At 60.2% G+C, this 21,569-nt stretch carries 21 protein-coding genes and 1 tRNA gene; 14 read left to right on the plus strand and 8 right to left on the minus strand.

The genetic code is table 11. From position 1 onward, the window contains the following. Positions 1 to 94 precede the first annotated feature (94 nt). The gene (locus tag Q0478_RS13175) at positions 95 to 883 is read right to left on the minus strand and encodes a porin (RefSeq protein WP_298680016.1); all 789 of its coding nucleotides are present in this window, start codon (positions 881 to 883) and stop codon (positions 95 to 97) included. Between the two features lie 279 nt (positions 884 to 1,162). Here Q0478_RS13175 and Q0478_RS13180 point away from each other — a divergent pair, with 279 nt between their 5' ends. Next, positions 1,163 to 1,672: a DUF3576 domain-containing protein gene (locus tag Q0478_RS13180; RefSeq protein WP_298680018.1), complete on the plus strand. Its 510-nt coding sequence runs from the start codon at positions 1,163 to 1,165 to the stop codon at positions 1,670 to 1,672. A 167-nt stretch (positions 1,673 to 1,839) separates the two neighbouring features. Here the strand turns inward: Q0478_RS13180 and Q0478_RS13185 are convergent, their stop codons facing one another. Beyond that, positions 1,840 to 3,069, minus strand: coding sequence for a glycosyltransferase family 4 protein (locus Q0478_RS13185; RefSeq protein ID WP_298680020.1), 1,230 nt, complete (start codon positions 3,067 to 3,069; stop codon positions 1,840 to 1,842). Between the two features lie 477 nt (positions 3,070 to 3,546). Here Q0478_RS13185 and leuS point away from each other — a divergent pair, with 477 nt between their 5' ends. The 5 genes from leuS (at position 3,547) to Q0478_RS13210 (ending at position 9,401) form a co-directional block, all read left to right on the plus strand. Continuing rightward, a complete protein-coding gene (gene leuS / locus Q0478_RS13190; RefSeq protein ID WP_298680022.1) occupies positions 3,547 to 6,087 on the plus strand; it encodes a leucine--tRNA ligase in 2,541 nt (846 codons plus the stop codon). Positions 6,088 to 6,100: 13 nt separating this feature from the next. After that, positions 6,101 to 6,565 carry an LPS assembly lipoprotein LptE gene (gene lptE, locus Q0478_RS13195; RefSeq protein WP_298680024.1) on the plus strand — a complete coding sequence of 155 codons (465 nt, stop codon included), beginning with the start codon at positions 6,101 to 6,103 and terminating at the stop codon, positions 6,563 to 6,565. Further along, on the plus strand, positions 6,562 to 7,590 hold the full coding sequence (holA, locus tag Q0478_RS13200) for a DNA polymerase III subunit delta (RefSeq protein ID WP_298680026.1): 1,029 nt from the start codon (positions 6,562 to 6,564) through the stop codon (positions 7,588 to 7,590). The genes lptE and holA overlap by 4 nt, the downstream gene beginning before the upstream one ends. Before the next feature lie 132 nt (positions 7,591 to 7,722). After that, a complete protein-coding gene (locus Q0478_RS13205; protein ID WP_298680028.1) occupies positions 7,723 to 8,316 on the plus strand; it encodes a glutathione S-transferase family protein in 594 nt (197 codons plus the stop codon). Then, a complete protein-coding gene (locus tag Q0478_RS13210) occupies positions 8,313 to 9,401 on the plus strand; it encodes a cupin domain-containing protein (RefSeq protein WP_298680030.1) in 1,089 nt (362 codons plus the stop codon). The genes Q0478_RS13205 and Q0478_RS13210 overlap by 4 nt, the downstream gene beginning before the upstream one ends. 38 nt (positions 9,402 to 9,439) lie before the next feature. Here the strand turns inward: Q0478_RS13210 and Q0478_RS13215 are convergent. Further along, a tRNA-Arg gene (locus Q0478_RS13215) sits at positions 9,440 to 9,516 on the minus strand. An 83-nt stretch (positions 9,517 to 9,599) separates the two neighbouring features. Continuing rightward, positions 9,600 to 10,553: a site-specific integrase gene (locus Q0478_RS13220; protein WP_298680032.1), complete on the minus strand. Its 954-nt coding sequence runs from the start codon at positions 10,551 to 10,553 to the stop codon at positions 9,600 to 9,602. A 142-nt stretch (positions 10,554 to 10,695) separates the two neighbouring features. Here Q0478_RS13220 and Q0478_RS13225 point away from each other — a divergent pair, with 142 nt between their 5' ends. The 3 genes from Q0478_RS13225 to Q0478_RS13235 all read left to right on the plus strand — a co-directional run bounded on the left by Q0478_RS13225 (position 10,696) and on the right by Q0478_RS13235 (position 13,541). Further along, positions 10,696 to 11,529, plus strand: a complete 834-nt coding sequence (locus Q0478_RS13225) for a porin (protein ID WP_298680090.1) — start codon at positions 10,696 to 10,698, stop codon at positions 11,527 to 11,529. A 210-nt stretch (positions 11,530 to 11,739) separates the two neighbouring features. Beyond that, the gene (locus Q0478_RS13230) at positions 11,740 to 12,396 is read left to right on the plus strand and encodes a YggS family pyridoxal phosphate-dependent enzyme (protein WP_298680034.1); all 657 of its coding nucleotides are present in this window, start codon (positions 11,740 to 11,742) and stop codon (positions 12,394 to 12,396) included. Next, positions 12,393 to 13,541, plus strand: coding sequence for a benzoate/H(+) symporter BenE family transporter (locus Q0478_RS13235; RefSeq protein WP_298680036.1), 1,149 nt, complete (start codon positions 12,393 to 12,395; stop codon positions 13,539 to 13,541). Before Q0478_RS13230 ends, Q0478_RS13235 begins: the two co-directional genes overlap by 4 nt. A gap of 292 nt (positions 13,542 to 13,833) precedes the next feature. Here the strand turns inward: Q0478_RS13235 and Q0478_RS13240 are convergent, their stop codons facing one another. Both Q0478_RS13240 and ribA read right to left on the minus strand, forming a co-directional pair. Further along, the gene (locus tag Q0478_RS13240; RefSeq protein ID WP_298680038.1) at positions 13,834 to 14,328 is read right to left on the minus strand and encodes a L,D-transpeptidase family protein; all 495 of its coding nucleotides are present in this window, start codon (positions 14,326 to 14,328) and stop codon (positions 13,834 to 13,836) included. After that, a complete protein-coding gene (gene ribA, locus Q0478_RS13245) occupies positions 14,325 to 15,416 on the minus strand; it encodes a GTP cyclohydrolase II (RefSeq protein WP_298680040.1) in 1,092 nt (363 codons plus the stop codon). Before ribA ends, Q0478_RS13240 begins: the two co-directional genes overlap by 4 nt. A 139-nt stretch (positions 15,417 to 15,555) precedes the next feature. On the opposite strand from ribA, the gene Q0478_RS13250 reads away from it, so the two are divergent. Continuing rightward, positions 15,556 to 16,242: a response regulator transcription factor gene (locus Q0478_RS13250; RefSeq protein ID WP_298680042.1), complete on the plus strand. Its 687-nt coding sequence runs from the start codon at positions 15,556 to 15,558 to the stop codon at positions 16,240 to 16,242. 276 nt (positions 16,243 to 16,518) lie between these two features. Here Q0478_RS13250 and Q0478_RS13255 read toward each other — a convergent pair whose 3' ends face one another. Further along, complete coding sequence (locus Q0478_RS13255) at positions 16,519 to 17,226, minus strand: VIT family protein (protein ID WP_298680044.1); 708 nt, start codon at positions 17,224 to 17,226, stop codon at positions 16,519 to 16,521. Between the two features lie 93 nt (positions 17,227 to 17,319). Here Q0478_RS13255 and Q0478_RS13260 point away from each other — a divergent pair, with 93 nt between their 5' ends. The 4 genes from Q0478_RS13260 to Q0478_RS13275 all read left to right on the plus strand — a co-directional run bounded on the left by Q0478_RS13260 (position 17,320) and on the right by Q0478_RS13275 (position 20,067). Beyond that, a complete protein-coding gene (locus Q0478_RS13260) occupies positions 17,320 to 18,108 on the plus strand; it encodes an exodeoxyribonuclease III (protein ID WP_298680046.1) in 789 nt (262 codons plus the stop codon). Between the two features lie 198 nt (positions 18,109 to 18,306). After that, complete coding sequence (locus tag Q0478_RS13265) at positions 18,307 to 19,230, plus strand: tetratricopeptide repeat protein (protein ID WP_298680048.1); 924 nt, start codon at positions 18,307 to 18,309, stop codon at positions 19,228 to 19,230. A 7-nt stretch (positions 19,231 to 19,237) separates the two neighbouring features. Then, entirely contained in the window at positions 19,238 to 19,885 is a 648-nt protein-coding gene (locus tag Q0478_RS13270) for an LON peptidase substrate-binding domain-containing protein (protein ID WP_298680050.1), read from the plus strand. Further along, a complete protein-coding gene (locus Q0478_RS13275) occupies positions 19,882 to 20,067 on the plus strand; it encodes a Trm112 family protein (RefSeq protein ID WP_298680052.1) in 186 nt (61 codons plus the stop codon). Before Q0478_RS13270 ends, Q0478_RS13275 begins: the two co-directional genes overlap by 4 nt. Positions 20,068 to 20,273: 206 nt before the next feature. Here the strand turns inward: Q0478_RS13275 and Q0478_RS13280 are convergent, their stop codons facing one another. After that, on the minus strand, positions 20,274 to 21,488 hold the full coding sequence (locus tag Q0478_RS13280; RefSeq protein ID WP_298680054.1) for a UbiH/UbiF/VisC/COQ6 family ubiquinone biosynthesis hydroxylase: 1,215 nt from the start codon (positions 21,486 to 21,488) through the stop codon (positions 20,274 to 20,276). Positions 21,489 to 21,569: the final 81 nt, after the last annotated feature.

A 21,569-nucleotide genomic window follows, 5' to 3' on the forward strand; every position in this document is an offset into this window, starting at 1 on the left:
GATACTCACAGCGCACACTGAGCAATATCGTACCCCCAAACGTGAAAAGAGCGAGCCGAAGCCCGCTCTTTCCCCAACTCAAATCCGGGTAGGATTAGAAGTTGAACATCACACCCAGACCAGCTGTTGTAACGTCAGCTTCGTCTGTTTGAGCGTTTGCAATCAGAGAAACACCACCGAGGTCGTGTGAAAGCTGAACACCGTATGTGCTGCCAGCTGTCTCATCCATCATACCGAAGGCAACAGTTGTCGCTGCGCCTACAGACGTGCTGGCTGTCAGGGAGGTTGTTTCGAGATCATTTACACCCAAAGCGATAGATACACCACCAACAGTCGCTGCAACTTTAGCTGCCCAGAAGTCGTTTGAGCTGGCGGCTGCGCCTACAGTGATGTTGTTCATGGTGTACGAAACACCATATTCTGTCTCACGACCAGTCTCAGACGCGTCAGCAGACAAGCCCAGTGTCAGGCCACCAGTTGTGTATGCAGCATACAGGTTTTGTCCACCATCGTTGTGTGTCAGCGAGCCGGGGGCGTTGTCGAAGTAGCCGATGCCGCCGTTGTTGTAGCCATGGAAGCCTGCAACGCGTGCCAGCTTGCGGATCGCACCGTGGGTGCTACCGGCTGTCAATGACGCGCCGCCGCTTGCAACTTTAACGTAACCGTATGTGTTGGGGTTCACAACACGCTGGTATGCGGAGAACGTGAGACCGCCATCTGTTTCGACAGAAGCGTTCAGCCAAAGGCGAACACTTTGCTGTGCATCAACTGTTGTGCCGTTGTCGGTGATACCTGCGTAAGCAAAGCCACCAAATGATACGTCAGCAGCTGCGACTGATGCAGTTGCGACTAGCGCTGTTGTAGCGAAAAGAATCTTTTTCATGATTTTTCCCTCGGTTTTCATGTCATAGGCCCAAGCGGGGAATCCGCATTGGGTATGGATGCTGTTTCGCTCCAAACAGGGTCTCAATGCAAGCGCGCTAGAACCCTGCCGCGGAAAGGCCCCAAAGTTGGTGCATCCATGCCACAGTTGTGCGCCGCGTGGTTAACCCTTGCGTGAGGTGGTTAAAACTTGCGGAAAATTGTCGTCAGTCCATAAAGACTTGCCCCTTCGCCGGGGCTTGGGTAGGACAGTGCTGTGTATAAAGAGCAGGAAACTCCTATGCTAAGCCGTGCGATCAGGTCTTTTGTTGTGCTTTGCCTCATCGGCGCTCTGAGTGCCTGTGGCGCTGGCCTTGGGAGCTTGGGCCGCATCGGGCCAGCCGCCTCGCAAGAGGAGGGGTCTGGCGCGCCGGGCAAAAACCTGCCCCAGGATGAAGCCAATGAGACCGGCTCCACAATCTGGGATGCCTTTCGCTCAAGCAATTCGGAAGCGAGCATCAAGGTAAACCGTTATATCTGGCAGGCGGCGCTGGATGTGCTCAGCTTTATGCCGCTCGAGTCGGTTGATCCTTTTTCCGGGGTGATTGTTTTTGGATATGGCAACCCGCCCGGCAGCTCAAAGGTCTATCGGGCCACCGTTTATGTCAAGGACCCAGCGCTGGACGCCCGCTCTTTGAATGTGGCGCTGGCGGGGCGCGCAGGCCCTGTTGCGCCAGAGACCCAACGTGCCGTTGAAGATGCCATCCTCAACCGCGCCAGACAAATGCGCATTGCCGACAGCCGATATTAACAGCCGGCTCGGCTCCCTTTCGTTCTGAATATGTTTATTCTTGGGCCGCCGACAGAGCGGCCCCATCGAGGCGCGCCTGCCTCGTCGTCTTGATGCGGGGAGAGCGCGAGAGGGGCTTGCCCCTCTCGCACGGGTCGGATTGGCGAAGCCAATTCGATCAGACCGTCTCACAGGCTCATCACCCAGTCCAGCTGGCGTGGCAGGCAAATCTCTGTCAGGTCATAGTTGCGAACAATCAGATCGCGCGCCGCCGCGCCCAATGTGGCACGTTCTTCTTCGTTGTCCAGAAGCGTGCAGACTTCCGCCACCAAGGCTTCCTTATCAAAGAAATCGACCAGCTTGCCCTGCACCCCATGGGTGATCGCCTCTTCTACCGGCGGCGTTTTGCTGGCCACGATTGCTCCTTTCACGCTCATGGTTTCAAACAGTGACCAGCTCAGCACGAAAGGGTAGGTCAGATAGATATGCACGCGGCTCACCTTGAGCAGAGATTGAAACGGCTCATAGGGAATACGCCCCAGAAAATGCACCCGGGCCCAATCCGTGTCGGGGATTTTAGGACGCACCTCGTCGATGAAGATCTGTTTCCAGCTTTGCCCTTTGGGGGGGCGGGCGCCGTAGCTCACATCCTCGCCCCCGACGATCAGGATTTGGGCTTTTGGGCGCGCCTTGAGGAGCTCGGGAAGGGCGCGCATGAAGATATGATACCCTCGATAGGGCTCAAGATTGCGGTTCACAAATGTGACCAGCTCGTCTGCGCGGGTCAGAACCTGGCCGCCGGGCAAGGTAAACTGGGCGTTTGGGTCCTCTGTGAGCAGGTCGGTGCGGATGCCGTCATGGCAGATTGTGATTTTGTCGCGGAAGGCGGGCGGAAAGGTATCGGCCTGAAAGCGGGTTGGGCTGATGCCCGCATCACTGATCTCAAAATGCTGATGATTGTTGAGGTTTTTGAGCCGCAGCCGCAGCACATCGGTGGGCTGGATGTCCGGTTGGAACTCGGGGTCAAAGGCGGTGTGGGGGTAAGTCGCTTTGTGGTAGAGCTCACAATAGATCGCCAGTTTGGCCTTGGGCCAGACATCTTTGAGAAACAGCGATTCTCCCCAGCCGGGGTGCGCGATGATCAGATCAGGGGTGAACCCTTGGTCGCGCAGCTGCACCGCCGCATGATAGCAGGCTTCTGCGCGGGTGAGCTTGGTGTCAAAATCAACCAGCCAGCGGTGCGTGTTTTGGGCGTCACGCTCTTTGAGTTGATAGGGCAATACCTTCACCCCGTTCCAGCGGGTTGCCTTTCGCACTCTGAGCGTGAGCGCCACGGTCTCATGTCCTAGCCCTGCCAAGGCAGGCGCCAGATGCTTGAACTGGCCGGGGAAATTTTGGTGAATAAACAGGATCTTCATGGTTAACTCTAGAAACTCGTCACTGGCACACAGTCTGTCTGCACCATAGCCTCACAGCACAATAGGGCAAGAGCACGGCAGGCACGCATGTTTTTGGGGGTGCGCAAACAGAAGTGGCCGGATCTGCGCAGATCCGACCACACCCTGTTGGACTTATCAGTGCTCTTTGCGCAACGGGAGGAGGAGTGCCGCGCAAAGAGCCTTTTGTTGCGGTGCTCTACGATAAGGGAGGAGATGTAGAAGCGCCGGTTGTGTCTTCACATTTGCCGCAACGCAGCGAGACCACAAGGCGAAAAATGCTGCAACTGCGAAATTTCTTTTGGTCTCCCTTGAAGCGGCCAAAAACGCGGCAGATGCCTCATTTCTGGGCGGTGAAAATTTGGGCGGTTGGCTCAGGGGAGGCAATTGAGGATTTAACCTGCGGTCAAAACCCTTTATCACCGCGCCCAACACCAAACATAACCCGAGAGACACGCAATGAGCCGCTACAACGCCGCCGAGATTGAAGCCAGATGGCAGGAAGCCTGGGAGAAGGCAGGGATTTTCACTGCCGAGCGCAAGGAGGGCAAGCCCAAGTATTATGTGCTTGAGATGTTCCCCTATCCTTCGGGCAAGTTGCATATGGGCCATGTGCGCAACTACACGATGGGCGACGTGATCGCGCGCTACAAGCTTGCGACGGGGCATAATGTGCTCCACCCGATGGGCTTTGACGCTTTCGGGATGCCGGCCGAAAACGCTGCAATGGCGATTGGCGGGCATCCGAAGACCTGGACCTACAACAACATCGACGACATGGTCGAGCAGATGAAGCCTTTGGGCCTCTCGCTCGACTGGAGTCGCATGTTTGCGACCTGTGACCCCGAGTATTACGGGCAGCAGCAGGCGCTTTTCCTTGATTTTCTCGACAAGGGGCTGGTCTATCGCAAGAACGCGGTTGTGAACTGGGACCCTGTGGACATGACCGTTCTGGCGAACGAGCAGGTCGAAGGTGGGCGCGGCTGGCGCTCGGGCGCGCTTGTGGAGCGCAAGGAGCTGACGCAGTGGTTCTTCAAGATCTCCGACATGGCGGATGAACTTCTGGGGGCGCTGGACGGGCTTGATAACTGGCCTGCCAAGGTGAAGCTCATGCAGGCCAACTGGATTGGCAAGTCTCGCGGTTTGCAGTTTGCTTTTGAGCGCGCGGATGGCGGGGAGCCGATCACTGTTTATACAACGCGGCCTGATACGCTGAACGGCGCGAGCTTTGTCGGGATTTCGCCGGATCATCCGATTGCCAAGGCAATGGAGGGAGATGCGGCTGTGGATGCCTTCCTTGCGGACGCGCGCAAGGGCGGCACGACGGAAGAGGCCATCGAGACCGCCGAGAAGCTGGGCTTTGACACGGGCATCAAGGTGAAACATCCGCTGACGGGCGAAGAGCTGCCTGTCTGGATCGCCAACTTTATTCTGATGGATTATGGCACAGGCGCAATTTTTGGCTGCCCTGCCCATGACCAGCGCGACCTTGATTTCTGCCGCAAGTATGATTTGCCGGTGATCGACACCTTCTTTGCGCTGGATGACGACACACCTGTTGGCAAAGTGGCCTTTGTGCCTGCCAAATCCGAGAAAGTGCGCTGGGTGAACCACTTTGCCGGGCTTGAAGAAGCCACGGGAGAAGAGGCGATCAACGCCACGATCGACTTTATGGAAGCCAAGGGGCTGGGCGAGGGTGTGACCAAGTTCCGCCTGCGCGACTGGGGGCTTTCGCGCCAGCGCTATTGGGGTTGCCCCATTCCTGTGGTGCATTGTGAGGCTTGTGGCGTTGTTCCGGAGAAGAAAGAAAATCTGCCGGTTGTTTTGCCCGATGATGTGACATTTGACGTGCCGGGCAACCCGCTTGACCGCCACCCGACATGGCGCGATGTGCCCTGCCCCTCTTGTGGCAAGGCGGCCAAGCGCGAGACCGATACAATGGATACATTCGTGGACAGCTCGTGGTATTTTGCCCGCTTTACGGCGCCACGGGCCGAAACGCCGACAAATATGGAAGACGCCAAATACTGGATGAATGTGGACCAGTATATCGGCGGGGTGGAACACGCGATTTTGCACCTGCTCTATGCGCGCTTCTTTGCGCGGGCGATGCAGATTTGCGGGCATTTGCCGGAGAGTGCGAAAGAGCCGTTTGACGCACTGTTCACCCAAGGGATGGTGACGCACGCTATTTACAAGACCGAGGGTGCCGACGGGCGGCCTGTGTATCACTACCCTGAGGAAGTGACGCTGAAGGACGGCAAGGCGCTTTTGGAAGACGGGCGCGAGGCCGAGATTGTGCCTTCGGCCAAGATGTCAAAATCCAAGAACAACGTGGTGAACCCTCTGCACATCATTGAAGGCTATGGCGCGGATACGGCGCGGTGGTTTGTGCTCTCGGACTCCCCGCCCGAGCGAGATGTGGAGTGGACAGCCTCGGGCGCTGAGGCGGCGCATAAGCACCTTGGGCGTGTTTACCGGATTGCCAGCGAAATTGACGCGCAGGCCACGGGCAGCGCGGCCGATGACACAGCGCTTCTGCGTGAGATGCACAAGGCGATCCATGATGTGACGATGGGGGTTGAAAGCTTTGGCTTTAACGCCGCGATTGCGAAGCTTTACGGCTTTACCAATGCCTTGGGCAAATCGAAAGCCGGCGGCGCAGCCAAGCGGCAAGCGGCGATGGTTCTGGCGCAGCTGATGAGCCCGATGACGCCGCATCTCTCTGAGGCTGTCTGGGAAAAACTGGGCGGCGAGGGGCTTTGCACACTTGCGCCATGGCCCAAGGCAGACGAGGCGATGCTGGTGGATGATGAAGTCATCTTGCCGATTCAGATCAATGGCAAGCGGCGCGCGGAAATCAGCGTGCCCAAGGATATGGACAAAGCCGAGGTTGAAAAACTGGCGCTCGCGCATGAAGCTGTCATCAAGACACTGGACGGGGCCACGCCCAAGAAGGTGATTGTTGTGCCGGGGCGGATTGTGAATGTGGTCGCTTGACAGAAGAGCTGTGATGCTGGGCGCCCTGGCGATGCTGGGCGGATGCGGCTTTGCGCCGGTCTACGCGCCCGAAAGCGAGGCGCGCGCCTTGTTGGGGGCGATCGAAATTGATCCGCCCCGCGACCGTGCGGGCTACTTGCTGGTGCGCCATCTTGAAGAGCGGTTGGGGCGGGGCGCCCAGCCCCGTTTCGGGATGTCGGTGGCCATTGAGCTCACTCCGGAGCGCATGGCGATTTCGGAGGACAATGTGGCCACACGGATCAACCTGTTGGGCAAGGCCACCTATGCGGTGCGCAGCCGGGAAACAGGCAAAGTGCTCACAAGTGGTGTGGCACAGAGCTTTGTTGGCTACTCGACCACCGGCAGCACCGCCGCGACCCGCGCCGCTCAAACCGATGCGCAAGACAGGCTGATGGTTATCCTCGGTGACCAGATTGTGATGCAGCTGATGGCCATGCCGCGTGAGGCCGCCATATGAAACTGGGCGGGCGCGAGGCGAACGGCTATTTCAAAAAGCCGGACCCACGGCGCACAGGTCTATTAATTTATGGTGCCGATGCCATGCGGGTTGCGCTGAAGCGGCAAGAGGTGATCAAGGCCCTGATCGGCCCCAAGGGCGATGAGGAAATGCGCCTGACCCGCCTTGCCGGAGGAGACCTGCGCAAAGACCCCGCTGCCTTGCTGGACGCTGTGAAGGCGGTGAGCTTTTTTCCGGGGCCGCGTGTGGCGTTTGTGGAAGAGGCCAATGACACCGCTGCCCCCGCTATTTTGGCGGCTTTGGAAGATTGGGCTGAGGGGGATGCGCAGATTATTGTGACCGCAGGGCAGCTCAAAGCCACCTCCAAACTGCGCAAGGCGTTTGAGGCGCATAGGAATGCCTATGCCGTGGGGCTTTATGACGATCCGCCTGGCCGCGATGAGATTGATGCGATGCTGGCGGAGGGCGGGCTGGCGCAGCTGAGTCGGGACGCCATGAGCGACCTCACGGCGCTGAGCCGCGAGCTGGGCCCGGGAGACTTTCGCCAGACCATCGAGAAACTCGCGCTCTACAAACACGGCGACCCCAGCGAGGTGAGCAGTGCCGATATCGAGGCTTGCGCGCCGCAGAGCACCGAGGCAGCGCTGGATGATCTGCTCAACATCATGGCCGAGGGCAAGATGGGCGAGATCCACCCTGTGCTGTCCAAGCTCAAGGCGCAAGGCGTGCAGCCTGTGGGGCTGGTGATTGGTGCCACGCGGCATTTCAAGGCGCTCTATGCGGTGGCAAGCGACCCTGCGGGCGCAAGCCAGGGCATTGCACGGCTGCGCCCACCGATCTTTGGACCGCGGCGCGACAGGATGCTCAAACAGGCGCAAGGCTGGGGCGCGGCAAAGCTGGAACAGGCTCTAAGCTACCTTATAGAGACGGATTTGCAGCTGCGCAGCGCGGGGCAAACCGCACCGCAAATGGCGCTGGTCGAGCGCACGCTGATCCGCCTCGCAGGACTTGCAGCGCGGCGGTAGGTGATGGTGCGCAGTGAATGCGCACCCTACGAGGGCACGGCTTGGTGGGGGAACATCCACCCTCCGGCGTTTGGCTCTTGAAGCTTCTTTCAGTTTGATGTCACCTGACTTGCGAACAAGGGAGAGAAAGCCATGTATGAAGTCTTTGGAGGCATTGCCAGCCGAGCGTTCCGGGTGATTTGGTTGCTGGATGAAATGGGTGTGGCGTTTACCCACCATGATCTGAAGCCTCATGCGCCGGAGCTTTTGGCGGTAAACCCCTCAGGCAAGGTGCCAGCCCTCAAGGTGGCGGGGGAAATTCTCACCGACTCTTCGGCGATCATGACCTTTCTGGCCGATAAGCATGGCCAGTTTACCCACCCAGCCGGCACAATAGCGCGCGCCAAGCAGGATGGTTGGTTTCACCAGATCCTCGATGAGGTGGATGCGGTGCTTTGGGCCGGTGCGCGGCACTCGTTCATCCTGCCGGAAGCGCAACGTGTGCCCGAGGTCAAGGACTCGCTCAAATGGGAGTTCAAACGCAATGTGGCCCGGATCGCCGAGCGCATGGAGGGGCCTTATTTGCAGGGTGAGGAGATTACGATTGCGGATTTCCTGCTGTTGCATTGCCTCAACTGGGCCGTGAGCGCAAAATTTGAACATGGCTCTGAGAAGATTGATGCATATGCCAAACGCATTCGGGCGCGCGAGAGCTTCAAAGCGGCGCGCGCCAGGCTGGCCGCATGAGCGACATCCGTGCTGAAATTCGCCTGCCGACAGATGCGCTGAGGGATGATCTGCCGTTTTACACCAAAGTTCTGGGAATGCGGCTCGACGAGATTTTCCCCGCCGATGACCCGCGAGTGGCGGTGCTTTCCGGGCATGGGCTGCGGCTGCGGCTTGAAACCGGTGCCAGCGAGTCTGCCGGCACGCTGCGTATTCTGACCGATGACCCTGATGGTTTTGCTGGCGGTGCGCGCAGCCTGACCGCACCCAACGGCACCCAAGTCGAGATTGCTGAACTCAATCCGCCCATGGTGGTGCCGGCGACTGAGCATATGTTTGACGTGCGCCGCCTGCGTGACAGCGCCCCTTGGGTGATTGGCCGTGCCGGGATGAACTACCGCGATCTGCTGCCCACACGGCTTGGCGGGGCGATCATCGCCAGTCACATCCGGGTTCCGGGTGGTGGGGATGTGCCGGATATGGTGCATTACCACACGGTCGGCTTCCAGCTGATCTTTTGCTACAAAGGCTGGGTGGACGTGCTCTATGAGGACCAAGGCGATATGATGCGGCTTCATGCGGGGGATTGTGTGATCCAGCCACCCGAAATCCGCCACCGGGTCTGCCATGCTTCAGCGGATATTGAAGTGATCGAGATCGGCGTGCCGGCTGACCATGTGACGACGATTGACCACGAGTTTACCCTGCCCAACGGCACGGGTGACCCAGCGCGCGAATGGCAGGGCCAGCGCTTTGTGCATCACGTGAAAGACGGCGCCACTTGGCAGCCGTTCCGTGTGCCCGGGTTTATCTGCCGTGAAACGGGGATCTGCGAGGGCACCAAGGGCGTCGCCGGGATCCAGATTGTGCGCTATGAGGGCGGGGAACCACCCGCGACGCGCACAGATGCGGATATTCACTTCACCTTCGTGATGGAGGGGGAAATGGTGCTACACGCCGAGGGTCAGGAGCCGCGGACCTTACAAGCCGGTGACGCCTTTGTGCTGCCGCCGAACATGGCGGCACGCTACACAGAGTGCTCGCAGAACCTGGAACTTCTCGAATGCGCCCTGCGCGGCGATTTTACCAGCACGATCCTAACCTAACCCACCGCCACCGATCCGCTATCCCTCGCCGCCCGCCTTGGCGACCCCGGCAGGATTCGAACCTGCAACCTGCCCCTTAGGAGGGGGCTGCTCTATCCAGTTGAGCCACGGGGCCGCTGGGGGGGTCTTAGCGGTTTGTGGGGGTGCTGTCAGCCCCAAAGGGGGGTGCGGCGAGGCTTTGGGGCCCCGCCTTTTTTGTTAAAAATGGCCGCCTCCGACGATCCCGCCGACGATTTCTGTCCGGTTTTGCAACAGGTCGGGCGCAAGGTGGGCGTAGCGTTGGGTCATCTGGACAGAGCTGTGGCCCAGCAGGGTTTGCACCTCATAGAGGCTGACCCCCTTGTTGATCAACAGGCTGGCGAACGTGTGGCGCAAATCGTGGATGCGCAGATCGCTCAGCCCGGCAAGGTCACGGGCCACAAACCACGCGGCATAAAAGCTTTGATAGGCGGTGAGCGTGGCGGGGTTTGTGAAGAGAAAATTATCGGCCTCGCTGGGCAACAGCATCTGATCGGATTTCTTGCGGATGTCGCGCAGCACTTCCATGGCGGCGTTGCTGAGAACAATCCGCCGGGAGCGGCCGTTCTTGCTGCGTGGCACGGTCCAGATCCGTTTCTCAAAATCAACATCAGCCCAGCGGGCCATGCGGGCCTCGCCCTTGCGCGCGCCTGTGAGCAGCAAAAACCGCACGAAGAGATAGAGAAACGGGTGCTGGCTTGCGCGGCAGGCCTTGAGCAAGCGTTCGATCTCCTCGGCGCTGAGGAACCGCTGGGTATAGTCGCCCATGGAGAGGCGTTTGATATTTTGCTGCTGGGGGTTGTGGTTAACGATATAGCCCCAATGCCGTGCGAGGCTGAGCATTCTGTTCATCAGATGGATATGTTTGTTAATGGTGCTGCGCTGGTAGCCTGCTATGGTCTGTTCACGCACCCAGACATCAAGAATGGGGTTCAGAAGCTCATCAAGCTGGTGGCGGCCAAGGCTGTTGCGGATGTGCTTGTTGAAGATGCTCCAGTCATGGTGGGGCTGTTTTTTGGTGGCCTTGGCGTGGGGAAAATACACATCATCAAAGAACTGGTTTAGGCTCAGCTTGACTCCCGCGCTACTCTTGTCGAGATCAGCGGTGTGTGAGCGGTTGAAGAAAGGTATCATTGGTGCTCCTTCTGCCAAAAATAAGGCAGTTTGCGCGTTTTCATGGTCATGTTGCTGGAGCGTTTGTCTAGCAACGTGGTTGCATACGGTAATCCCACTTCACTAATAACGCGCTAACAATAGTCTTTTCGCTACGACAGCTCTGGTTGCGACAGCTTCCGTTGCTGCGGCCGAAATCTCAATGGGCGGCTACGGCCGCTTTGGCGTTTATTATGATGGCGCAGCATCCAGCACAGACATCACATCGCGTATGCGTCTGACAGTTGACGCCACAGCGGAATCAGATGCCGGCGTAACATTCGGCGCGCGCGCGCGTATGCAGACAGCTGAAGGTTCAGCCCCCAACGGCTTCAACGGCATCCGTTTCTCAGCGAAATCAGGTGGCCTTGAAGTTGGCGTTGGCAACATCTTCGGCGCAATCGAAAGCATGCCTGGCCAGTATCCAATCGACCTCGGCCTCACAGGTCTGGGCTATGAATACACAGCCTACGGCGTTGGCGGTGCAGACGCTTACTCATCAACAGGCAACGGCTCTTCAGGTGCAAACGGCATCGAAGTGATGTATTCTGCGGGTGATCTGTCAGCACATATTTCTGCTTCTGACACCAATGATCGTATCGCCCTTTATGGTGCATACACATTCAGCGGCTGGACAGTTGCTCTGGGTTATCAAGACTCAACAGCCGCAGCAGACGTAGAATACACTGTCACAGTTGGCGGAACAGTTGGCCCGGCCAAAGTTGGCCTTGCCTATGCAGAAACAAATGCCGGTGATGACCGTCTTGTTCTGTCAGGTGGCATGGACGTTGGTGCGGCCACAAACGTTGAGTTCTACTATGCTGACCAAGGTTCAGACGACAGCATGGGCCTCGACTTCAACCACGACCTCGGTGGCGGCACATCGCTGCGCGGTGGTGTGGCTCGTAAGTTCGACGGCGAGACATATGCTGACTTCGGTGTTCGCTTCAACTTCTAATCTTAGAAGCTGAGCAACCCTTTAGTTAAGGGCAGGCCTCGTGCCTGCCCTTTTCTTTTGCGCCTGCCTGCTGTTATTTGTCCAAAAGCGTTGCAAAGCGGCCCGGTCATTTGACCTCAAAAATCTCGTAAAATATTCGCATGGTATTTTATGAGAAGTTTGTTCAAATTTTACGGTTTGCGCCGCAACGCGCCCACACAGGAGCGCCCCATGTCCCTATCCGAAATCACCGCCCGCATCACCAAGGCCGAGGCCGCCGCAAACCGCCCCGCTGGCTCTGTCAAGCTCATCGCCGTCAGCAAAGTGCAGCCCGACGCGCGGGTTGAAGCCGTGTTGAGTGAAGGCCACAGGCTGTTTGGCGAAAACCGGGTGCAAGAAGCGGCGGGCAAATGGCCCGGCTTCCGGGAGCGCTTTGACGGGACAGAGGTGCACCTCATTGGCCCGCTTCAGACCAACAAGGCACGCCAGGCCTTTGAGCTGTTTGACGCTATCCACACGCTCGACCGTATGAAGCTCGCCACAGCCTTTGCCCGCCTCGCGCAAGAAATGGGCCACTGCCCCGAGGTGTTCGTGCAGGTCAACACCGGCGAAGAGCCGCAAAAAGCCGGCGTCCTCCCCGCCGAGGCCGACAGCTTCATCGCCGAGTGCCGCGCACGCGATTTGCCGGTGGTGGGGCTGATGTGCATCCCGCCGGTCGATGAGGAGCCAAGCCTGCATTTCGCTCTGCTCGCCAAAATCGCCGCGCGCAACGGGCTCACAGGCCTCTCCATGGGCATGAGCGGCGACTTTGAAAGCGCCATCGCGCTGGGCGCAACCCATGTGCGCGTCGGCTCCGCCATCTTCGGTGCGCGGGCCTACGAATTGTGACCCTACCACCGCTGCAAACGGTGTCCACGGGGCTGGTTGTGGCTGTGGTGGGGTTTTTCAGCTCCTTTCCCATCGTGCTGCAAGGCCTCGCCGCCATGGGCGCAAGCCCCGCGCAAGCCAGCTCTGGCCTCATGGCCGCCGCGCTTTCCATGGGGCTCACGGCGATTGTGATCAGCCTCGTGTCGCGCCAGCCCGCCTCCGTGGCTTGGTCCACACCCGGGGCGGCCTTCCTCGCCGTTTCCGTCGCGCCAGCGGGGGGCTTTGCCGAGGCGGTGGGCGCGTTCCTCCTCGCAGGGGCGCTCACCGTGCTCGCGGGCCTCTACCGCCCCCTGCGCCAACTGGCGGCCAATGTGCCCCTGCCGCTGGCCCACGCCCTGCTCGCAGGCGTCCTCGTGCATATCTGCGCCCAGCCCTTCCTTGCGCTCGCCACAGCGCCGGCCACGGCCGTGCCCATCCTGCTCACATGGTTCTTGGCGGGCCAGCTCTCGCGCCTCTTCGCCGTGCCCGCCGCTGTGCTCATGGCGCTGGCACTCACACTCTGGCCCGCAGGTGTGCCCCTGCGCGAGGCCCTGCTTGCCGCACCCGTGCTCACCACGCCGGCCTTTTCCCTCACGAGCGCCTTCTCCCTCGCACTGCCGCTGTTCATCATCACAATGGCCACCCAGAACAGCCCCGGCATGGCCGTGCTGCGCGGCGAAGGCTATCCGCCCCGCCCGCGCGGCTTTCTCTCTGCCGTGGGTCTCGCCAGCCTCGCCTCCGCCCCGTTCGGCGCGCCGCAAACCTGCCTCGCCGCCATCACCTCGTCCCTCTGCGCCGGGCCAGACTCGCACCCCGATCCGCAAAAGCGCTACCTCTCCGCCGTCATGGCGGGCCTCTTCTACTGCGCCTTCGGCCTCTTCGCCGCGCTCATCATCGCCGTGGCCGCCGCCGCTCCGCCCCAAACCCTTGAGGTGCTCGCAGGCCTCGCCCTGCTCGGTGTCTTCGCCAACTCCGCCAACCTCGCCCTGACAGAGCCCAAGGCGCGCGAAGCCGCCGCCATCACCTTTCTCACAACAGCCTCTGGCGTCACGCTTCTGGGTCTCAGCGGTGCGGTCTGGGGCCTCGCCCTCGGCTCCATCGCCTATTTTGTCGCCCACAAGCGCTAAATCATGCGACGACTCTTTGGTATTTTAAGGAGTGCGCCCATGCGCCGCCGCACCTACCAATGGACAGCCACAGCCAAAGGCGGCAGCAAAATCCTCGCCAAAGCCATAGCCGCCAAAAAATACCCCTAAAGATTATCTCAAAAGGGCCCATCCTTTTTTCTTTCCACAAATATCCCAGATCAACCGCGCAACAAGTGCGCTCTATCGGTCATCGCCTTTGCTGCGCAAACTGCTTGGGGGTGCGGGGGCTGGCCCCCGCCACCGCGATTTGGCGAAGCCAAAGCGCAAAACCTCAGCGCACCACAAGCCGCGTGCCAATCTCCACCCGCGCCGCGATCCAGTGCAAATCTTCCCGCGCAAAGGCCACACAGCCCTCCGTCGGATAGCCCGCCCGCCGCCACTGATGCAAAAATATGGCCGAGCCTTTGCCCGCCTCGGCCTTTGGCCAGTTCCAGTCTGTCACCAGCACAAGGTCATAAAGCGGGTCGGCCCGCCTGAGCCGCTCGTGGCTTTGCCCATAAGGTGCGCGCACATGCTGGTTATAGGCAGCGTCCCCGCTGGCATCCGACCACAAGTCGCGCGGGCCAATCGGCTCCGCCCAACTGCGCGGCTGCACCATACGATCCGGCCGGTAAAGCATCCCGACAATCCGGTGCACTCCCACAGGCGTCGCCCCATCGCCCTCGCGTTTGTCTGCCCGCTTGCCACCCTTGCCAATCACACAGGGCAAACGCCGCTTCGCAAACCGCAGCCCCGTGGGCGACAGCGTCATATCATCCACACTCACAGCAAATGCCCCGATTTGGCCGCCTTGACCTTGAGATACCCGTGGTTGTGCCTGTTTTCGCCCACCACCAATGGCACCCGCTCCACAACCGCCACGCCGGTTTTTTCCATCATGGCAATCTTGGCGGGGTTGTTTGTCATCAGCCGGATTTGCGCAAACCCCAGCCCCTTCAGCAGCCCGGATCCCACCCTGAAATCGCGCTCATCGTCCTCAAAACCAAGCCGGTGGTTGGCCTCTACCGTGTCAAAGCCCTGGTCTTGCAAGGCATAGGCGCGCATCTTGTTGGCAAGCCCGATCCCGCGCCCCTCCTGGTTGAGATAGAGTAAAATCCCTGCGCCCTCGTCACCCATCTGCGCCAGCGCGCCGCGCAGTTGCGGCCCGCAATCGCATTTGAGCGATCCCATCAGATCGCCCGTAAAACAGGCCGAATGCAGCCGCGCCAGCACGGGCTTGTCGCGGTCGGGCCGGCCAATCTCGATGGCATAATGCTCCTCGCTCCCGTCCTCGGGGCGAAACACATGCAGCCGCGTGTTTTCCGCCACCTCGATGGGCACCCGCGCTGCAACAATTTCCTGAAGCTCGGCGGAAAGATCCATCACAGCCTGCGCTTGGGCGGCGTCCACCACCGTCAGCTGCTCTGCGGCTGCAAAGGCCTCGGGCTGGCTGAGCGCGCCAACCAGCGCCGCCGGCAAAAGCCTTGCGGCCTTGCACAGCATCAGCGCGAGCCGGTGCAGCCCGGCATCGCCGGTGCGCACAGAGCGCAGGGGCCCTTTCATCGGGTGTTTCAAGTCATCCTTGGGGTCGGCCACAGCCGCCACCCAGCGCAAATCCGTGCTCTCAGGCAGCTCTATGCGCGCCAGATCGCCGTCATAGGCTCTTGCCTTCAGCGTTTCAGCCCGGCGCGCCGTAATCGCCAGCACAGGGTGCATACCGCTTGCCTGCATGGCGGCAAGCCGGGCGGTGTCTGCGGTTTCAGCCGCCATCACCAGCGCCGCGCTCTCTGCGCTGCGCAGCACAACCGGGACGCCAATCCGCAAATCTGCCCGCGCGCGGGCCAATGTCTCGTTTATGTCTGGACCAAATTTCATGCCTCACCCTTACGCAATCCTTGTGCGGAATTGAAACAAAAACACACCGGCCTACACGAGCGCGTGAAAGCTTGCTACAAAACTTGTCAGCGCCGTGATCGACCCTACCTTAAACCCAAGGCAACTTCGGGAGGCCGTTATGGCACAACTCAAGAAAATACTGCTGGTCGATGACGACGACGACCTGCGCGAAGCTCTCAGCGAACAGCTGGTGATGACCGAGGATTTCGACGTCTTCGAGGCCGACAGCGGGGCCGGGGCCATGCAGAAAACCAAAGAGGGCCTGTTTGATCTTGTCATCCTTGATGTCGGCCTGCCGGATACCGATGGCCGCGAGCTCTGCCGCCTTATGCGCAAACAAGGCGTCAAATCGCCCGTGCTCATGCTCACCGGCCATGACAGCGACGCCGACACAATCCTCGGTCTTGATGCGGGCGCAAATGACTATGTCACAAAGCCGTTCAAATTTCCGGTGCTTCTGGCCCGTATCCGCGCCCAGCTGCGCCAGCACGAGCAAAGCGAAGATGCGGTTTTCACCCTTGGGCCCTATACTTTCAAACCAGCCATGAAAATGCTGGTCACCGAGGACGACAAGAAAATCCGCCTCACCGAAAAAGAAACAAATATCCTCAAATTTCTGTATCGCGCCAGCGAAGGGGTCGTGCCGCGCGATGTGCTGCTGCACGAGGTCTGGGGTTACAACGCCGGGGTGACAACCCACACATTGGAAACCCATATTTACCGCCTCCGGCAGAAAATAGAGCCCGATCCCTCCAACGCCCGCCTGCTTGTCACAGAGTCAGGTGGCTATAGACTGGTCTCATAATGCGATTTTCGCGCAACTTGATCTGAATCAAAGATGTATACCAAAGTCGACAATACAAGTTAAACATCCCGTCGCATATGCGGGTCATCATATGCACCTCCCTGTTGGACTTCGGCCGAGCTTTGTGCTCGGCCTTTTTTTCTTCCCCAGAGCAGGTTTCACAGTCGGCTTCTTCTGGTCAAAATACCTCGGGGGTCTGGGGGCAGCGCCCCCAGCGGGTCGGATTTGGCGCAGCCAAATTCGATCCCTGCAAGCCCACACCGCAGACAAAACACTTTAGACAACCACATCAAACAGGCGGCCCAAGAGCGCTGTGACAGCCATGGCAAACACGCCCCAGCCCACCACCCGCACCACAGCGGGCAGCTTGGGTGCACCGCCGGCCAGCGCGCCCAAAGCGCCCAGTGCGGCCAGCGCCAGCACGGTGACACAAAGCACCGTCACAATGATCCAGCCCACAGGTGCAAGCACAGCGGCCACAAGCGGCACAGCCGCCGCCACGCTGAAGGTCACACCCGAGGCAAACGCTGCCTGAAAGGGCCGCGCCGCATGGACCTCCGAAAGCCCCAGCTCGTCGCGCATATGCGCCCCCAGCGCGTCATGCGCGCTCAGCTCATGGGCCACCTGCTGCGCGGTTTTTGGCGCAAGCCCCCGCGCCTCATAGATCTGCGCCAGCTCCTCTGCCTCCGCCTCGGGGTTCTGTTCCAGCGCCACGATCTCGCGCTGCATGTCGGCCTTTTCAATGTCCGCCTGCGAGGAAACCGAAACAATCTCCCCCGCCGCCATGGAAAGCGCCCCGGCCACAAGCCCGGCAAAGCCCGCAAGGAAAATGGTGCGCGCATCAGGCTCCGCCGCCGCCACCCCGACAATCAACGCCGAAACCGAGACGATTCCGTCATTCGCGCCCAAAACCGCCGCGCGCAGCCAGCCGCTGCGGTTCACATAATGGCGCATTTCGGGGTGCGCCGCTGGGCCCTTCGCCATGCCTGTCTCCTCACCAATGCCCCCTTGCAATAGCCGATTCCCTGCCCCCCCGTGTTGTGCTAGATCATGGCTTCACCCAAGCAGGAGCCCCCCATGCCGTTCACCCTCGCCACCTGGAATATCAACTCCGTGCGCCTGCGCGAGCCTTTGGTGCTCAAGCTGCTTGAGGAGGAGGCCCCCGATGTGCTCTGCCTGCAAGAGTGCAAAAGCCCGGTCGACAAAATCCCCCTCGAAGGCTTCCGCGCGTTGGGTTACGAGCACATGGTCGCGCGCGGCCAGAAGGGTTACAACGGCGTCGCGATCCTGTCCAAGATCCCCATGGTCGAGGCCGGCGCAGAAGACTACGCCCAGCTCGGCCACGCCCGCCATATCGCGGGCAAGCTTGAAAACGGCGTGACCATTCACAATTTCTACGTCCCCGCAGGCGGCGATGTGGCCAATCGAGAAGTGAACGAAAAGTTCGGCCAGAAGCTCGATTACCTCACCCAGATGCGCGATGCCTTCCACGCCGAGCGCCCCGAAAAGGCGATCCTCGTGGGCGATTTGAACATCGCCCCGCGCGAAGATGATGTCTGGGACCATAAGAAACTTCTGAAGGTGGTCAGCCACACCCCCATCGAGGTCGAGCACCTCGCCCAAACACAAGACGCTGGCCGCTGGGTCGATGTCACACGCCAAGACATCCCCGAAGGCAACCTCTACAGCTGGTGGTCCTACCGCGCCCGCGACTGGGACGAAGCCGACAAAGGCCGCCGCCTTGACCACGTCTGGGCCACCCCTGACATCTCCTCCGCCGCCCACGGCTCCCGCATCCTGCGCGCCGCCCGCGGCTGGGAACAGCCATCTGATCACGCGCCGGTGTTTGCGACGTTTGATATTTAGCGGGCGGTCATCGCCAGCCCAAGGGAGGGGCTGACGATGGCCGGGCCGCTACGCGGCTGTTAACCGGCTTGGTGCAGTAGACCGCCTCCCCAGCCCAAAACTACACCCCGCAAAACCGCGTATGAAGCCCGCCCCCCTTGCAAGCGCGCGCTGCATCCCTCACATGTAAGGCAACACGATTTTCCAAGGAGCCGCCCGATGGACCTCAACCTGTCTCAACCCGCAACCGACAATCTCATCTTCGATGTCACCGAAGCCACCTTCATGAAAGAGGTGGTCGAAGGCTCGATGGAAACGCCGGTGATTGTCGATTTCTGGGCCCCGTGGTGCGGCCCCTGCAAAACCCTCGGCCCCATGCTCGAAGACGCGGTGAAAAAGGCCAAGGGCGCGGTCAAAATGGCCAAGGTGGATGTCGATCAGGAGCAGCGCCTCGCCCAGATGCTCGCCCAGCAGGGCCTGCCCATCCAGTCCATTCCCACCGTGGTCGGCTTTTACCAGGGCCGCCCTGTGGATATGTTCCAGGGTGCGGTTCCCGCCTCCGAGCTTGACGCCTTCGTGAAGCGTATCGTCGATGCCGCAGGCGGCGATGCCTCTGGCGGGCTTGATGAGGCTGTCGCCGCCGCCGAAGAAATGCTCACCGAGGGCGCCGCCGCCGATGCGGCCCAGACTTTCGCCGCCATCCTTGAAGAAGAGCCAAATCACGCCGCAGCCTACGGCGGCCTCGTGCGCGCCTACATCGCGCTCGATGATCTTTCAGGTGCCGAAGCCACGCTCAACGGTGCCCCCGCCGAGATCAGCGCTGCGCCCGAGCTTGAGGCCGCCCACGCCCAGCTCGAGCTGGCCAAACAGGCGGCCAACGCCGGCCCCGTGGCCGAGCTGCAAGCCGCCTGCGAAGCTGCGCCGGATGATCATCAGGCGCGCTTTGACTATGCGAATGCCCTGCAAGCCGCCGGGGATGTCGCCGAGGCTGTCACCCAGCTGTTGGAGCTGTTCCGCCGCGACCGCGCGTGGAACGAGGGCGCCGCCAAAGCCCAGCTCTTCACGATCTTTGACGCTCTTCCCCCACAAGACCCGATCGCGCTGGCTGGCCGCCGCAAGCTCGGCTCGATGATCCTGGTCTGAGCCGGCCATGCGCAAATTCAAAGATCTTCCCAGCGTCATTCCGGTCTTCCCGCTTCCGGGCGCATTGCTTCTGCCGCGCTCCAACATGCCGCTGCACATCTTTGAACCGCGCTATCTTTCGCTGGTTGAAGATGCCCTCAAGACGCCCGAGCGGCTGATTGGCATGGTCCAGCCCGACACCGGCCTGCACCGCAGCGAAACCGCGCTCATGAGCATTGGCTGCGCAGGCCGCATCACCCAGTTCAGCGAAACAGAGGATGGCCGCTACATGATTACCCTTACGGGGCTGTCGCGCTATCGGGTTTCGGCCGAGGTCGAGGGTTTTACCCCTTACCGGCGGGCACAAGTCAGCTGGGAGGGCTTTGCCGCCGATATGGGCCCGGAAGAGCATGACCCTGCCTTTGACCGCAGCAAGTTCCTCGCGCTGCTGGAGCGGTTCTTTTCCGCCAAGGGCCTCAACACCGATTGGGACACGCTGCAAGATGCCGACGACGAGCTGTTGATCAACTCGCTCTCCATGCTGCTTGATTTCACGCCCGAAGACAAACAGGCGTTGCTTGAAGCGCCTTCGCTTTCCACCCGTCGCGAAACCCTCGTGACATTGATCGAATTCGCCCTGCACAGCGGCGGCGACGGTGAGGATATTCTGCAATGACCGAAAGCCAGACCTTTGATCGCCACATGCTCGAAGCCCTCGTTTGCCCGCTGACCCAAGGTCGGCTCGAATATGACGCAGAGGCGCAAGAGCTGGTCAGCAAATCCGCCAATCTCGCCTATCCCATCCGCGAGGGCATCCCCGTGATGCTGTTTGACGAGGCTCGCAAACTTCAAGATTGAGCCCGCTCCGTAGGGTGTGCATTTCATGCGCACCACTCTTTCGCTTGGGCTCAAATTCTGAAGATTTCGCAAATTATGCGCGCGCAACGGTTACAGGGCAGGGTGCGCGCAAAACCCTGTTTTGCCGGTGCACGCTTTGTGCACGCTCTGTGCACGCATGTCACCCCCCCGGTGTCAGCCCCTGTGAGTCGCGTTAACGATTTGGGTCAAGCTTTCATGAGATCCGGCAAATCGCCGTTCAAACCCGCCGCTTCACGCATGAATCCGCGCTTGAGATCAGGCAGGGCGTTGACCAGCCCCATACCCAGGTCGCGCCCCATGCGCAGCAGCGGATTATCGTTTGAAAACAGTTTGTTGGTTAGGTCCGTGCTGGCTGCCAGCGTGGCCGTATCAAACCGGCGCCAGCCTTGGTAGCGCTCCAGCACAAGTTGGCTTGAAAAATCTTCGCCGCGTCTTTCGGCATGGTCGATCACATGCGCCAGCGCGGCCACGTCGCGCAGCCCAGCGTTCAGCCCCTGTCCGGCAATCGGATGCATCCCGTGAGCCGCATCTCCGACAAGCACAAGCCTCTGATCTATAAAGGAATTTGCGATTGTCAGCTTGAGAGGATAGGCATAGCGCTGGCCGTCCAGTTTGATCTGTCCCAGAAAGTCTCCAAACCGCGGTCGCAGCACCTCCAGATAGGCGTCATCCGCCAATGCGTTAACCGCTTCTGCCCGCTTTGTGCGCTCTGACCACACAATCGAACAGCGCTGGCCGGGGAGGGGCAAAATTGCCAATGGCCCCTCTGGCATAAAAAATTGATGGGCAATGCCAAAATGTGGCAATTCATGCGAAATTGCACAGACAAGCGCCGTCTGGCCATAGTCCCAGCCTGTGCGCCTGATTCGCGCCCGCTCTGCTGTCCCCGAGGCGCGCCCATCCGCGCCCACAATCAGCCGCGTGGAATGCACCGTGCCGTCTGCCAAAGTGAGCCAGGCGCCACTCTCGTTGGTCTCCTGTGAGATGACAGTGCCCTCACGCGTTTCAATCAGCTCATGGGCCTGCACGGCGTCCAACAGCGCCCGCCGCAAGTGGCGGTCTTCCAGCATATGGCCCATCGGCCCTTCTTCCAGCTCACCGCGTTCAAAATGCAGGAAAAAAGGAGCCGGCCCCTGGCCTGCACGGCCGTCGCTGGCCTTGATTTCCTGCATGGGCTGGGCGTGTTCAGACACGGCTTTCCAGAGATCAAGCCGTTGCAGCAGCCGAATGGACGCCAGCGCCAGCGCATAGGCGCGCCCATCAAAATTTGCGGTTTTGCGCAGGGGTTCGGGCTGTGCATCGATCATGCACACCCGCCGCCCCCGTCCAGCCAAGGCCAACGCCAGCACCGGGCCGTTCAGCCCCCCTCCAACAATCGCAATATCACTGTCATATGTCATGTTTCCACTATGCTCTCCCAAGCGGGATTGTCCATGCAACAGAACGCCGCTACCGTAGCGTCAGACATAGGAAAAAGGGGC

The sequence above is a fragment of the uncultured Lentibacter sp. genome (genome assembly GCF_937123735.1).
In the GTDB taxonomy this organism is placed as follows: domain Bacteria; phylum Pseudomonadota; class Alphaproteobacteria; order Rhodobacterales; family Rhodobacteraceae; genus Lentibacter.